Source organism: Nitrospirota bacterium (genome assembly GCA_016207905.1).
GTDB lineage: Bacteria > Nitrospirota > Thermodesulfovibrionia > Thermodesulfovibrionales > JdFR-86 > JACQZC01.
Genome location: JACQZC010000093.1, coordinates 1 through 13,318 on the forward strand (window position 1 = coordinate 1; position 13,318 = coordinate 13,318).

General features: G+C 42.7%; 12 protein-coding genes, 1 tRNA gene and 1 riboswitch. Of the genes, 7 read left to right on the plus strand and 6 right to left on the minus strand.

The genetic code is table 11. From position 1 onward, the window contains the following. Nucleotides 1-58: riboswitch (cyclic di-GMP riboswitch) on the minus strand. This riboswitch is flagged as partial in the annotation. Nucleotides 59-416: 358 nt separating this feature from the next. The 3 genes from HY805_10850 (at nucleotide 417) to speE (ending at nucleotide 3,088) form a co-directional block, all read left to right on the plus strand. Then, entirely contained in the window at nucleotides 417-914 is a 498-nt protein-coding gene (locus HY805_10850) for a hypothetical protein (GenBank protein MBI4824705.1), read from the plus strand. Between the two features lie 133 nt (nucleotides 915-1,047). After that, a complete protein-coding gene (locus tag HY805_10855; protein MBI4824706.1) occupies nucleotides 1,048-2,211 on the plus strand; it encodes a type III PLP-dependent enzyme in 1,164 nt (387 codons plus the stop codon). 10 nt (nucleotides 2,212-2,221) lie between these two features. Next, on the plus strand, nucleotides 2,222-3,088 hold the full coding sequence (gene speE, locus HY805_10860) for a polyamine aminopropyltransferase (GenBank protein ID MBI4824707.1): 867 nt from the start codon (nucleotides 2,222-2,224) through the stop codon (nucleotides 3,086-3,088). Here speE and HY805_10865 read toward each other — a convergent pair. Beyond that, the gene (locus HY805_10865) at nucleotides 3,063-5,438 is read right to left on the minus strand and encodes a hypothetical protein (protein ID MBI4824708.1); all 2,376 of its coding nucleotides are present in this window, start codon (nucleotides 5,436-5,438) and stop codon (nucleotides 3,063-3,065) included. The genes speE and HY805_10865 overlap by 26 nt on opposite strands. A 48-nt stretch (nucleotides 5,439-5,486) precedes the next feature. Here HY805_10865 and HY805_10870 point away from each other — a divergent pair, with 48 nt between their 5' ends. After that, nucleotides 5,487-6,650: a phosphopentomutase gene (locus HY805_10870; GenBank protein ID MBI4824709.1), complete on the plus strand. Its 1,164-nt coding sequence runs from the start codon at nucleotides 5,487-5,489 to the stop codon at nucleotides 6,648-6,650. Here the strand turns inward: HY805_10870 and HY805_10875 are convergent. The 3 genes from HY805_10875 to HY805_10885 form a co-directional block, all read right to left on the minus strand. Next, the gene (locus tag HY805_10875; protein MBI4824710.1) at nucleotides 6,597-7,169 is read right to left on the minus strand and encodes a bifunctional precorrin-2 dehydrogenase/sirohydrochlorin ferrochelatase; all 573 of its coding nucleotides are present in this window, start codon (nucleotides 7,167-7,169) and stop codon (nucleotides 6,597-6,599) included. The two genes, HY805_10870 and HY805_10875, sit on opposite strands and share 54 nt — an antisense overlap. Nucleotides 7,170-7,228: 59 nt before the next feature. Next, nucleotides 7,229-7,963 carry an outer membrane protein assembly factor BamD gene (gene bamD, locus HY805_10880; protein MBI4824711.1) on the minus strand — a complete coding sequence of 245 codons (735 nt, stop codon included), beginning with the start codon at nucleotides 7,961-7,963 and terminating at the stop codon, nucleotides 7,229-7,231. Nucleotides 7,964-8,040: 77 nt separating this feature from the next. Next, nucleotides 8,041-8,457, minus strand: coding sequence for a ferritin-like domain-containing protein (locus HY805_10885; protein MBI4824712.1), 417 nt, complete (start codon nucleotides 8,455-8,457; stop codon nucleotides 8,041-8,043). Between the two features lie 135 nt (nucleotides 8,458-8,592). On the opposite strand from HY805_10885, the gene HY805_10890 reads away from it, so the two are divergent. The 3 genes from HY805_10890 to htpX all read left to right on the plus strand — a co-directional run bounded on the left by HY805_10890 (nucleotide 8,593) and on the right by htpX (nucleotide 9,830). Then, nucleotides 8,593-8,781: a hypothetical protein gene (locus HY805_10890; protein MBI4824713.1), complete on the plus strand. Its 189-nt coding sequence runs from the start codon at nucleotides 8,593-8,595 to the stop codon at nucleotides 8,779-8,781. Between the two features lie 12 nt (nucleotides 8,782-8,793). After that, nucleotides 8,794-8,876: transfer RNA gene (locus tag HY805_10895), tRNA-Leu, on the plus strand. A 117-nt stretch (nucleotides 8,877-8,993) separates the two neighbouring features. Beyond that, nucleotides 8,994-9,830: a zinc metalloprotease HtpX gene (htpX, locus tag HY805_10900; GenBank protein ID MBI4824714.1), complete on the plus strand. Its 837-nt coding sequence runs from the start codon at nucleotides 8,994-8,996 to the stop codon at nucleotides 9,828-9,830. Here the strand turns inward: htpX and HY805_10905 are convergent. Together HY805_10905 and HY805_10910 are read right to left on the minus strand one after the other, a co-directional pair. Next, on the minus strand, nucleotides 9,827-11,887 hold the full coding sequence (locus HY805_10905) for a glycine--tRNA ligase subunit beta (protein ID MBI4824715.1): 2,061 nt from the start codon (nucleotides 11,885-11,887) through the stop codon (nucleotides 9,827-9,829). The two genes, htpX and HY805_10905, sit on opposite strands and share 4 nt — an antisense overlap. Next, the gene (locus HY805_10910; GenBank protein ID MBI4824716.1) at nucleotides 11,884-12,762 is read right to left on the minus strand and encodes a glycine--tRNA ligase subunit alpha; all 879 of its coding nucleotides are present in this window, start codon (nucleotides 12,760-12,762) and stop codon (nucleotides 11,884-11,886) included. Before HY805_10910 ends, HY805_10905 begins: the two co-directional genes overlap by 4 nt. Nucleotides 12,763-13,318: the final 556 nt, after the last annotated feature.

A 13,318-nucleotide genomic window follows, 5' to 3' on the forward strand; every position in this document is an offset into this window, starting at 1 on the left:
AAGCTCAGGACAGGTGGCTTTGCGTTATTCAGTTACCTGAATTTTGCCTTTTCGGCAAGACCAAACCTGACATATAAAAGCATCTGGGGGGTAGAAAGTCAAGAGGAATTTTTGAGATTCTGAAAAAACCCATGAAACAAGTTCAGGGAATGATTCAGAATGACCTCTCTAAAAAGCCCATCCCTTGAGGGGAGGGGTTGGGGGAGGGTGAACAGAAAAGTCCAATCACCCCTCACCCCAGCCCTCTCCCGCAAGGGGAGAGGGGATTACACACCCCTGACCCCTCTTAATAGAGGGGAAAAGAGTTTGCCACATATCATAAAATCCGTGAAATTGTCAAGATGAAGGATTTCCAGTGAAGGATTTCATATGGACAATTTCATATTTTTTAATTTAAGCTGGCTTAGGGAGGTATTATGAAGAAGATTTCTAAAGACAAACGGGACATTGCAAAGGCACTTCTCGATTCAGGAAAAACCTATAGGGAGATAGCAGATGCCTTAGATATAAGCACAGGAACTCTGCATAATATATCAAAGGAGTCTCCAGAGAAAACCAAAGGATTCATAAAAGAGCTAAGACAGAGGCTCTCTGCAAAACACTACATGCTCGCAGACTATATCTTAGGAAGCATAAACATTATAAACCTCAATTATGCATCCCTTAAAGACAAGGTCATTGCCTCTGCAATACTCCTTGATAAGGCAAGGCTATTTGAACAGGAAAACCCTTTAGATTCAAAGCTGAAACCCAATTTATCTGAACAGGGATTTGAACAGCCCCCTTGCTTAGAGAAAAATCCCTTAAAAATCAATGATGTCTTTGTTCAAGGAAAACATGATTTATCTGAACATTTGAACTGTGAAATGGCTGAAAAATCAAATAAAGACAAAGACTTAGTCGAAAACATCTGAACCTATAAAAAAAGGAGATGGCAACGATGTGTAATCTCATACGCCAAATTGTTCGTCGGCATTGCAATGGCAGAAAGGGGCGGCAATAAAAGAGTATTATTGCATTTAAAATAAAAAATTTCTATTATTAACTATGCTAAGGATATTTAAGATAGAGCCTTTCATTAGAAAGATTATCTCAAAGCCAACCCTGTTTAAGGCACTGACATATCTGGATAAAAGGACAGTTGAAACACCGTTTCTTCTCATAGACAAAGAGCAGGTAAAAAAGAAGGTATCTGCTATTGGCAAAAACATCAAAAACTCAAAGGTCTTCTATGCGGTCAAGGCAAACCCGGATATAGAGATAATTCGGTTCCTCGATGGCTTAGGCATGGGCTTTGAGATTGCATCAGAGGGAGAGCTAAAATTGCTTTCGAGCATTGGGGTCTCTCCTAAAAGGATACTCACCTCTAACCCTGTAAAGTCATTCAGGTTTCTTAGGATGGCAGGAGAATATGGCATAAGATATTATGCCTTTGACTCAAAAGAAGAGGTGGATAAGCTCAAGGAGTTCGTTCCAAATGCAAATGTTTATGTTAGGCTTTCTGTGCCAAATGAGGGCTCTGAATGGCCCTTAAGCAGGAAATTCGGGGTTGAGATCGACGATGCCATGAAACTCGTCGTTTATGCAAAAAACAAAAGGCTCAACCCGGTTGGAATCACATTCCATGTGGGCAGTCAATGCACAAACATGCATAACTGGAGCACTGCACTTTATAAGGCAAAAGCCCTTTGGGATATGGCAGAGCAAAAAGGGATAGGATTCAATATGCTCAATATAGGTGGAGGATACCCTATAAAATATACAAAGGATGTGGTCGGTATAGAGGCAATAGAGGAAAATGTGAACAACCTCATATTCGAGAAATTCCCCCATGACATATCTATATTAATCGAGCCCGGAAGGGCAGTTGTTGGAGATGCAGGGCTCTTCGTTAGCTCTGTCATAGGAAAGGCTAAAAGGGGAGATGACAACTGGCTTTACATAGATGTTGGTGTTTTTAATGGACTCATGGAAAGCTTAGGTGGCATCAGGTACAGCTACATAGTAGAGGCATCCAAGGACAGCAAACAGAAAAAGAGATGGACCATTACAGGGCCAAGCTGTGACAGCTTCGATGTCATAGAGCAAAATGTCACGCTTTCAGAGCCAGAGGTTGGAAGCCTTATGCTGATTCTTTCAAGCGGTGCATACACAGTGTCTTATGCCTCTGAGTTCAATGGCTTCTCTATACCAAAAACAATTCTCATATAGGAGGTAACTTATGATTAGATTCTTAGAAAGAGCTCCATTTGTGCCGATTGAGTATGGCTATGAGGTAAGTGGAATACTTTATAAAGGAAGAAGTAAGTTTCAGGACATTATGGTTATAGAAAACCCGGATTTCGGAAGAATCCTCGTGCTTGACAATGTGGTTCAGCTTACAGAGGCAGATGAGTTTTTCTATCATGAGATGCTCACACATGTTCTTATGCACTCACATCCCAATCCAAAGAGGGTCGTTGTCATAGGAGGCGGAGACGGAGGGGTGGTAAGAGAGGTCTTAAAGCATAAAACAGTAGAGAAGGTCTTTTTCGTCGAGATAGACGAGGAGGTTATAAATGTGTCAAAGAAGTTTTTCCCCTCTGTCTCCTCTCATATCTCTGACCCGAAGGTTGAGGTAAGGATAATGGATGGTGCCGAATTCGTAAGGAAATCCCCAAAGGCAGATATAGATGTCATAATAGTTGACTCAACGGATATTATTGGTTTTGCGAGAACACTTTTTACAGATGAGTTCTTTGGCTCCGTAAGGAATTGTCTCAGGGAGGAAGGGATGTTCGTTACGCACTCGGAGTCCTTACTTCTTCACAGGGACACGGTGATAGAGGTTCAGAAGATATTAAAAGGCGCATTTCCTCTGGTTGACCTTTATGCCTCGCCCATTGCAACCTATCCGGGAAACTGGTGGAGCTATGCAGTAGGCTCGATGAAGCTAAGCCCTCGTGAGCTAAGAAGGCAATTTAACATACAAACCAAATTCTACGATGACGAGGTTCATTGTCAGTCCTTCATAACGAGAAGGCTTTATGAGAAGCTCATAAACGACAAGCTCGGCTGGGGGCTTAAGGGTGCATTTGGTTACGAATAAATCTCAATACGATAAATGCCATGGCATAAGCCCCTGCTCCAAGCCACATGACCCATCTAAAACCAAATGTCATGGCAGTCATCTGAGATAGTATAGGGCTAAGCACAGAGAAACACCCATTCACTGCCCATGCAAATGGAATCAGAAAGCTATGACCTTCGGATGATTTCTCCGAAGGGCTTCCGAGCGTTGTTATTCCCAGAGGAAATGGAATGCCCATCAGAAAACTAAGAGGCATTATAAGTAAAAACAAAAGCAGAACCTTCAGGGGAAGCGAATACGCCGATATTGCCAATACATAATAAGGCAAAAGAAGGCTTAAGAGAGCTATGACAGCCGAAAGCCCTATGAGCACATATGTGCTCCTTAGAGATTTATACCTAACGCTTAAGAGGCTCCCTGCTCCCGAGCCTATAAGCACAGAGCATAGCACAATTGCCACTGCATAGGATGGCTGTTCAAGCGGAAGAATCATCTTCTGTATAAGGGGCACCTCGACAAACATAAAGCCAATGCCTAAAAGTGCAAAATACGAAAGGCTTGCAGGGGCAATAGTGCCACCTAAATTTCGTGGGAGTCCGTGACTCCCTTTCGAGAAAAGCAAAGGAAGGGATATGACAATGATGCTTATAAAAACCACCTGAATGAATATGACTAAAAGAATGCCACCTTCATCTATGAAATACTGCCATTTCCTGCCCATTACCTTATATATCTCGATGAGGTTTTTAGCCTTGAGATAATAGTTAAAAAAGGGATTATCGTCATACACCTCGCTTATATCGAAGATATAATCCCTTCTAAAGGATTCCCTGTCTTCATGTATTAGCCTTTTGAATGCCTTGTAATATTCGTTTGAAGGCATCTTTACATACACATTGCTTTCCTCTTCTTTAATCCCGGGATAATATATAAGGTCAAAGTTCCTTGCCTTTGAGAAGTCTTTTATGACATTTATCTCAGAAGGAGAAAAAGGACTGCGATTAATTAGCATGCATATACTGCCCCAGCTTCTTATGCATGCTATGCGGTTTTCTACATCCCTTATGCCTTCATCTTCGATTGCCCTGATAGCAGTGTTAAGGAGCCTAAGCTCTGTTCTTGGAGGTGGAATGATAAATAGACTTAGACTCAAAATGCCCTTTGGCTTAAGATGTGAGAGATATTCCCTGAATGCCTCAACCGTAAACCTGTAATCCTCTGCAATGCCGAACACTCCCGAGGGCATTGAGCTCATAAGAGAGATGTCAATAATATCGAATGTCTTTTCACTTGCCCTGAGGTAGCTTCTTGCAAGCCCCTTATAGGTATTTTCATCGTATATGCCTTCTGAAAACTCTCCGAGGTCTTTTCTTATGACATCTATAACGAGGGGGTTTGAATCCACCTTGTATATGTTTTTTGAGCTATAGTGTCTTGAAAGAATGACATGGAGTCCTCCTTTTGGCTCTACGATGAGGACATCTGCATTTTCTCTAAGCTCATAGGGCAAAGAGGAGGGAAGGAAATTCAAAAACCCTGCCTTACTGTCAGGTCGCGTTATAGCAGTAATATCCCCTCCGTCTATGGAAAGACCGATTTGCTCAGGAAGGGAATCGAGATATTTAAGACTTAGCCCCGGGGCAAACCTTACAGCAGGGCTTCTAAAAGTGTCCACCTGCGAGAAACCACTGTTATAGGTCTTCATGTGCATGCCATCGGGGTATTGAAGGGCAAGCTGAAGACCCTTATAAGGAGACATCCTTATCTGCATAAAGGAAGGACTCAGAATAATAAATAAGGCATTCAGGGCAACCAGTACGATGCCTGCCTTTTTCCTTCCTATGACGAATACCCCGGATGCGGATATAGCTGAAAAGAAAAACACAGACATTGCTGGGCCAGCCCATGCCATAATGAGTATTGCAGAGATGCTTCCAAGCCCTGCTCCTAAAAGGTCCGAGCCATAAATAAGCCCAGATTCTTTGCTTTTCAGGCTAAATGCAGTTGACATAATCATGCCAAAGAAGAAAAACGGTATGCTCAAGACCGCATAATAAGCAAGGATGTATAAGAATGCCACTTTTTCCCATGAAAGCCTTACAGGGTCAAATGGGAGCTGGTTTGAGAGGAGATAACTTAATGGTATAGAGACAGAAAGAAGAATCGAATAAAGCCCCAGTCGGGATAAGTCTTTAAGGCGTGGATAAATCGAAAGAATGGTTCCGCTTAGGGCAATGCCTAACATTGCAATGCTTACAACCATAAAGGCAAAGTGATATGAAAGGGATATGGAAAATATCCTTGTCAGTGTAATCTCATATGAGATCGCAGAGAAGGAACAAAGGAAGATTCCGATAAAGAGCCTCATAAGGCAATTATAGCATCCTGAATTTTTACTTATATGTTATTCTTTTTTATGAAGAGAGTGGTTTTGCTTGTGCTTGACGGACTTGGTATCGGAGAGATGCCTGATGCCTTTCTTTATAAAGACGAAGGCAGTAATACTCTCAGGAATCTTTCTTATGAAGTAGGAGGAATCCATCTGCCCTGCCTTGAGGCATTAGGGCTTGGAAACCTTGGGGACTTTAAAGGCATTGCTAAAAATAAAAATCCCCGTGCATCATACGGCATCATGTCAGAGCTCTCGAAAGGCAAAGACTCCATAACAGGTCACTGGGAGATGATGGGAGTGGTCACTTCCGAGCCGTTTCCAATCTATCCAGAGGGGTTTCCTCATGAGGTGATAGCTGAATTCGAAAACAGGACTAAAAGAAAGACTCTCGGAAACAAGCCTGCATCAGGCACAGAGATAATAAAGGAGCTTGGAGAGGAGCATATGAAAACAGGCGCCCTTATAGTCTATACATCTGCTGACAGTGTCTTTCAGATAGCCGCACACGAGGCTGTCGTTTCAGTAGAAGAGCTTTATAGGGTTTGCGAGGTTGCGAGGGAGATTCTCAAGCCTCCCCATAATGTCTGCAGGGTCATTGCAAGACCATTTATAGGCCCGCCTTTTCAGAGGACCCCAAGGAGAAGGGATTTCTCGCTTCCACCTCCAGAGGACACAGTGCTTGACCTTCTTCTAAAAGCAGGCATCGAGGTTATATCAGTTGGAAAGGTCATTGATATGTTTGCCGAGAGAGGGTTCGCCTGCTCTATAAAAGTAAAGGGTAACAGTGATGCCATGAATAGGATAAATGAGCTTTTCCCATCGATGAAGGAAGGAATTCTATTTTCGACATTCACGGACTTCGATACACTTTACGGGCACAGGAACGACCCTCATGGATTTGCATCTGCACTCAGGGAGTTTGATACATGGCTTTCGGATTTCCTACCTGAACTTAAAGAGCAAGATTATCTTTTCATCACAGCAGACCATGGAAACGACCCGACAACCCCAAGCACAGACCATTCGAGGGAGTATGTGCCAGTGCTTTTTTACTCAAAAGACTATCCTTCGTCGGATTTAGGACTAAGAGAAGGATTCTCAGATATAGGGGCAACTATTGGAGAGATTTTTAATCTAAGGGGGTTTAATAAGGGCAAGAGCCTTCTTCAAGGTAAAACCTTGTCTTAGGGCATTTATCGCCTCAGGAGATGCGAGGGATTTAAGAAACCTCTGCCTTTTCTTTTTATCTTTAATCTCTCTCGATGCCTTTTCTCTGACTCCCCGAAGGAAATTAAGATACCTCCCCAGACTTTTAGGATAAAGTACTTCCAGCTCTTTTCTTATTGTCTTTGACATTGCAGGACTGAGCCCTGATGTGGAGATTGCAATTTGAAGGGGCCCTCTTATTATAGTCGAGGGCACTATGAAACTACAAAGAGATGGTGTGTCAACAACATTGAGAAGGGCATCTTTGGCATCCTCTGCGATTTTACTGTTACTTTTATGAGAGCCTGTTGCCGCAATAACGAGAAAGGCTGATTTGAGGTCTGTCTTTCTATAATGCCTGCTTATGTGTTTTATATTCCCTTTGGATCTCTCTTTTTTAAGCCTCGATGTCAGAGAAGGACTTATAACCTTTACATCTCCGCCTGCACTTAAAAGGCTGAGTGCCTTTCTTTCGGCAACCCTTCCGCCACCAATAACCATACAGTTTTTACCTCTCAGGTCCAGAAAAACAGGATAGGCTTTAGATTCCGAGAAACTGCTCACTGGTTTATAGCCCCAAGCTTGCTTTCAGGGTATTTGGTCATAAGGAGGTCGAGGTATTGTCCTGCCTTGTCATTATCTCCTAATGCCTTATAAGAGGTATGGATGAGAAAAAGGACTTCTTCCTCGTTTTTGTAATCAGGGAACATCTCGAGGACTCCCACGAGCCTTGCCAGTGCACCCTTGTATGCCTTTTTTTTGAAGTAAAACTTACCTACGAGGAACTCATGGTCCGCTATAGTCTCTTTAGACTTTTCAATCATCGAGGCAACCTCTTCTTTATATGGGTTTCTCGGATAAAGGCTGTTAAGGGTTTCAAGCTCCTCAAGGGCTTTTTTTGCCGACTCGTAGCCTCTTTCGGCATCTGTCATCTCCTTGAAGTAAATCATTGCTATCTGATACTGGGCGTATGCCGCATATATGTGCCTTGAGTACATATCGAGGAATCGGCTATATTCCTCCATTGCAATCTCAGGCTCTTCCTCTTTAAGGTATGAATCAGCGAGTCTTAATTGTGCAAGTGGCGCATACTTATCCGTGGTATCGTATGTCTTTATCTTATTAAGCAAATCCCTTGCATCCTCGTATTGTTTTTCCTCTATGTATTTGTTTGCCTTTTCAAATGAATCTTCGAACTCCGAGTCTGCGGAAAGCTTTAGCTCAGGCTTTTTTGCACAGGAAAAAACAATAACAAGAAATACGATGAAAAAATACGCTCCCCTGATTTTCCGCATACGGTATTTAAGCCTTTAGGTATTGCATTAGTCAAGAGGGTAGCTCGTAACCCCCCTCATTCGCGTGGTCGTAACCCCTATTTTCCTAAAAGCGTAGTGAAGATTTTATGATGTTCTTCCTCATCCGAAAGGATTTTTTCCATAAGTATTTTTGTAGTCGTATCTCCTTCCTTGTCTGCAAGCTTTATGATTGACCTGTAAAGTGCGATTGCCTCCTCCTCTGCCTTAACATCCTTTTTAAGCATGTTCTCTGCAGAACCATCGACCTCTATCTTTGTTGGCTTTGTCGTTGGCACTCCTCCAATGTAATCTAATCTTTCTGCTATAAGCTCTGCATGCCTCATCTCGGTCAGAGCAGTAGTCCTGAAAACAGGTGCAACCGATTCGGTGACTATGCCTTTTACCATGACATGCTGCCACATATATTGAATGCTGACAGCAATCTCCCTTGCTATAGCCTCATTAAGCAGTCTCTTTAGGTTTAAGCTTGCCATATAAGACCTCCTTAACTTAAGATTTAAGATAAGTCTATAGGAAAACATGAAGATATTCAAGTAGTTTTAAAATTTAATTAGGCAGAGGTTGAATCCCCAATCCATTATCTTTTATGATATTTGTAGGAGGTTATTATGGAGTGCATGATGGAGCAGAACAAAAAGCACTGTAACTGCACATATGAGCCCTGCAAAAGGAAATACCGGTGCTGTGAGTGTCTTCACTATCACAGGCAAAATGGAGAGCTACCTGCATGTTTCTTTAGCAAAGAAGCTGAAAGGACATATGACAGAAGCGTAAGGAGCTTCGTTAAGAATAAATAAAGGCAGTGCTTAGCCGGTGTGGTGGAATGGCAGACGCGCCGGACTCAAAATCCGGTGGGAGTAATCCCGTGTGGGTTCAACTCCCACCACCGGCACTTTTTAGCTGTCACATCGTGGTCAAATACAAACTGCCTGACATGTTCTGGCTTCAGGCCTTGAAAAATATCCTTCTTTTGATGTAAAATTAAAAATAAATCTTAGGAGGAGACAAAATGAATTATATAAAGACAACATTGTTACTGGTTGCCCTTACGGTTATTCTCGTATGGGCAGGAGGCTTATTCGGAGGCAAACAGGGCATGACAATAGCCCTTGTATTTGCCATTGGAATGAACTTCTTTGCATACTGGTTTAGCGACAAGATAGTCTTAAGGATGTATGGTGCAAAAGAGGTGGAAGAGGCATCCGCACCTCAGCTTTTCGGCATTGTTCGGGCACTCACACGAAAGGCAGGTCTCCCAATGCCAAAGGTCTATTTAATGGAGGCTGACCAGCCAAATGCCTTTGCAACAGGCAGAAACCCTTCTCATGCCGCAGTGGCTGTAACAACAGGCATAATGAACATGCTAAGCCCTGAGGAGCTATCAGGCGTTATAGGGCATGAGCTTGCACACATTAAAAACAGAGACATTCTCATAAGCACAATAGCCGCAACAATTGCAGGCGCAATAAGCTATCTTGCAACCATGGCTCACTGGGGACTCATCTTTGGCAGAGGTAGTAGTGACGATGAAGGCGGAAACCCAATTGGTGCAATTGCCATGATAATTCTGGCGCCTTTAGCCGCACTTTTAGTTCAGATGGCAATATCCCGAGGAAGGGAATATGCCGCAGACGAAGCAGGTGCAAGGATTGCGGGTAATCCGAGATTCTTAAGCAATGCCCTGAGAAAGCTTCACTGGGCATCCAAGAAGGTCCCTATGAATGCAAACCCGGCAACATCCCATATGTTCATAGTTAACCCCCTTTCAGGCGGAACCCTTCTTAAGCTCTTTAGCACACACCCTCCGATAGAGGAGAGGATTAGAAGGCTCGAAGGCGGTATTTAATCCTTCTCAGTTAGGGCAGAGAAATCCGCAAGCTCTGAGACCATATTCCAGAGCTCCATTAGAAGGCTCAGGCGGTTTTGCCTTATGGATTCGTCTTTGTCCATTACGAGGACCTTATCGAAGAAATTATTTATAGGCTGGGTCAACTCTAAAATGACCCTTAGTGCATCCTTATACGAACCAGCATCTATAAACCTATCTCTTTCCTCTTTTACATTCATTAATACTTTAAAGAGCATTTTTTCTTCCTCTTCCCTGAAAAGCTCTAACTTAGGCGAGGGCATTTCTCTTTTTGGTATTATGTTTCTTACACGCTTTATGGCAAGGAGGAAATCACTGTATTCAGGGGCGGACTTGAAACCCATCAGGGCACCCATCCTTTTTTTTATATCTATTAGTGGAAGGGCTGTTGACATATGAAGTATGGACTGTATTACATCAGGGGAATAATTCTTAGCATAAATGCCAAGGAGGTGGTTTTCTATCCTAACTTCAAAGAACTCTGAAATCTCTCCTATGATAGGCTCTAACTCTTTTACATGAGAGATATTTGAAACAGATTTTTCAAGAACCTCTCCTATCGAGATTCTATATTCCTTGTCTAAGAGTATCATTATTACTCCAATGGAAGCCCTTCTCAGGGCAAACGGGTCCTCTGAGCCTGTAGGCTTTAAGCCTATGGAAAAGAATGATGAGATGTTGTCCATTTTGTCCGCAAGACTTAAAATTGCTCCAGTATCGTTTTTCGGAATATAGTCTCCATAGTGTAGGGGACGATACTGGTCTCTTATAGCAAACTGGACATCAAAGTCTTCATTGTCGCCTAAGGCATAATAATACCCCATCACACCCTGAAGCTCTGGGAATTCCCTTACAACACCTGTAATGAGGTCTGTCTTTGAAAGAAGTGCTGCCCTTTCGGCATTATCCCTGTTAATCTTCAATCTATCTGCAATAAAGCCTGAGATAGTTTTGACCCTCATTGTCTTGTCATAGAGGCTTCCTAATTTTTCCTGATAGGTTACCCTTTTAAGGTCTTCTACTCTTTCAATGAGTGGTTTTTTTCTGTCTTCGTCATAGTAAAACCTTGCATCCTCGAGCCTTGCCTTAATGACTCTTTCAGCGCCGAGCCTTATAGTGTCATCGTTTTCCTTAGTTGTATTGCTTATCACTATGAATTGGTTCTTGAGCTTACCTTTATCCTTGATAGAGAAATACTTCTGATGTCCCTTAAGAACGGATTCTATAAGCTCATCTGGAAGACTAAGATACTCTTTTGGAAAACTACCGAGCACTGCTTGCGGGTATTCCACAAGGTATGTTACAGTTTTAAGAAGTTCCTCATCCATAACACTGATTCCTGTAAGCTCCCTTACCTGTTTATTTATCATCTCTTCCCTTTTACTTGGGTCAGGGATAACGAAATTTCTCTTGAGGAGGCTTTCGTATTTGTTTATGTCTTTAATCTCTATGGGAGAAGGTGAAAGGAATCTATGTCCATATGTGATATTACTGCTACGGATGCCATCTATTTCAAACTCAATAACCTCTGAATTCAGCATTGCCATTATCCATCTTATTGGTCTAACAAACCTTAAAGAGCCATCTCCCCATCTCATGGATTTTGGAAAATTCATAGAGAGGATTATTTTTTTAATCGCCTCTGGAAGGACATTCTTTACAGCCATGCCTTTTTCTTCTACTATGGCAGATACATACTCGCCCTTGTCTTTTTTCTTAATAATAAGCTTATCAGCAGAAACACCCTGAGACTCTGCAAACTTCTGCCCTGCCTTTGTAAAAGAGCCATCTTCATTCAGCGCAACTTTCTTAGGCGGACCGAAAACCTCCCTTACACTGTCTTTCTGCATTAATGGAATGCCTTCTACAAAAACCGCAAGCCTTCTTGGAGTGGCATATGTTTTAATATTTGAATATCCTATTGAATTTTCTCTAAGGGTTGTCTCACAGCTCTGTGCAAGGCTCTGAATCGCATCAGGCAGAAACCTTGCAGGGATTTCCTCTACGCCTATTTCAAGCAAAAGTGTTGGGCTCAAATCCTATTTCCTTTAAGAAGTGGGAACCCCAATTCTTCCCTTTGTTTAAGGTATGAGGTTGCACATGCCTTTGCCAGTTTTCTTACCCTTGCCATATAACCTGTTCTTTCTGTCACAGAAAGGGCGCCCCTTGCATCGAGGAGGTTAAATGTATGAGAGCATTTAAGGCAGAACTCATAAGCAGGCTGTATGAGATTCAGCTTATTAAGCCTTATACATTCCTTCTCAAAGTCGTCAAACTGCCTCATGAGAAGCAATGCATCTGAGAGCTCAAAATTATATTTAGAGAATTCCTTTTCTGAGATATGGTAGATGTCTCCATAGCTTAGGTCATTTGTCCATTTTATGTTGAATACATTGTCTATGCCTTGAAGATACATTGCGATTCTTTCAAGTCCATATGTAATCTCAACCGAGACTGGCTTGAGGTCAAATCCTCCTACCTGCTGAAAGTAGGTAAACTGAGTGATTTCCATTCCATCGAGCCAGACCTCCCAGCCCAGTCCCCATGCACCCAATGTTGGAGATTCCCAGTCATCCTCTACAAACCTGATGTCGTGCTTTTTAGGGTCAATGCCTATGGCAGAGAGGCTCTTAAGATATATCTCCTGAGAGTCCTCAGGCGAGGGCTTGAGAATGACTTGATACTGGTAGTAGTGCTGAAGCCTGTTTGGGTTTTCCCCATATCTTCCATCAGTTGGTCTTCTTGAGGGCTCGACATAGGCGGCACGCCATGGCTCTGGACCAAGCACCCTTAGAAAAGTTGCTGGATGAAATGTCCCTGCACCAACCTCCATGTCATAAGGCTCAAGCATTGCACAGCCTTTTCCTGCCCAGAACTCATCGAGCCTGAATTTCAATTCCTGAAAATACATAGCTACAAATCATAATTAAATAAACATTTCTTTGTCAAACAGCCATAGTCGCCAGGTCTGATTTTCGGTGGGTTACGATAGGGGGGATTGGGGGCTTTGCTTTGTGTCCCAATCCTTCTTCAATCAGAACATGCTCTGAGACAACCATGATAATCAATCAAGCAGTTCTTGCAGGGATTGTCCCAATCCTTCTTCAATCAGAACATGCTCTGAGACAGAAGCTTAAGATGTTAGTAACTCCGACTTACTAAGTCCCAATCCTTCTTCAATCAGAACATGCTCTGAGACCTCATTCAGCCTCACAGAGATTGAAGCGGATATTTTTCGTCCCAATCCTTCTTCAATCAGAACATGCTCTGAGACTGATTGTGAAACAACCTTTAAGCCAGTCCGAAATCAGTCCCAATCCTTCTTCAAGCAGAACATGCTCTGAGACAGCCTGCAATAGATGGAATGGTCCCGATAGTCAAGTCCCAATTCTTCTTCAATCAGAACATGCTCTGAGACTCAATAAGGTTGCAGAGCTTCAGGGCGTCTCTGTGCGGTCCCAATCCTT

Excerpts from the sequence above, each read along its gene's own strand:
- HY805_10850 (MBI4824705.1), top strand. The coding sequence starts at position 417 with ATGAAGAAGATTTCTAAAGACAAACGGGACATTGCAAAGGCACTTCTC.
- HY805_10855 (MBI4824706.1), top strand. The coding sequence starts at position 1,048 with ATGCTAAGGATATTTAAGATAGAGCCTTTCATTAGAAAGATTATCTCA.
- speE (MBI4824707.1), top strand. The coding sequence starts at position 2,222 with ATGATTAGATTCTTAGAAAGAGCTCCATTTGTGCCGATTGAGTATGGC.
- HY805_10865 (MBI4824708.1), bottom strand. The coding sequence starts at position 5,438 with ATGAGGCTCTTTATCGGAATCTTCCTTTGTTCCTTCTCTGCGATCTCA.
- HY805_10870 (MBI4824709.1), top strand. The coding sequence starts at position 5,487 with ATGAAGAGAGTGGTTTTGCTTGTGCTTGACGGACTTGGTATCGGAGAG.
- HY805_10875 (MBI4824710.1), bottom strand. The coding sequence starts at position 7,169 with ATGGTTATTGGTGGCGGAAGGGTTGCCGAAAGAAAGGCACTCAGCCTT.
- bamD (MBI4824711.1), bottom strand. The coding sequence starts at position 7,963 with ATGCGGAAAATCAGGGGAGCGTATTTTTTCATCGTATTTCTTGTTATT.
- HY805_10885 (MBI4824712.1), bottom strand. The coding sequence starts at position 8,457 with ATGGCAAGCTTAAACCTAAAGAGACTGCTTAATGAGGCTATAGCAAGG.
- HY805_10890 (MBI4824713.1), top strand. The coding sequence starts at position 8,593 with ATGGAGTGCATGATGGAGCAGAACAAAAAGCACTGTAACTGCACATAT.
- htpX (MBI4824714.1), top strand. The coding sequence starts at position 8,994 with ATGAATTATATAAAGACAACATTGTTACTGGTTGCCCTTACGGTTATT.
- HY805_10910 (MBI4824716.1), bottom strand. The coding sequence starts at position 12,762 with ATGTATTTTCAGGAATTGAAATTCAGGCTCGATGAGTTCTGGGCAGGA.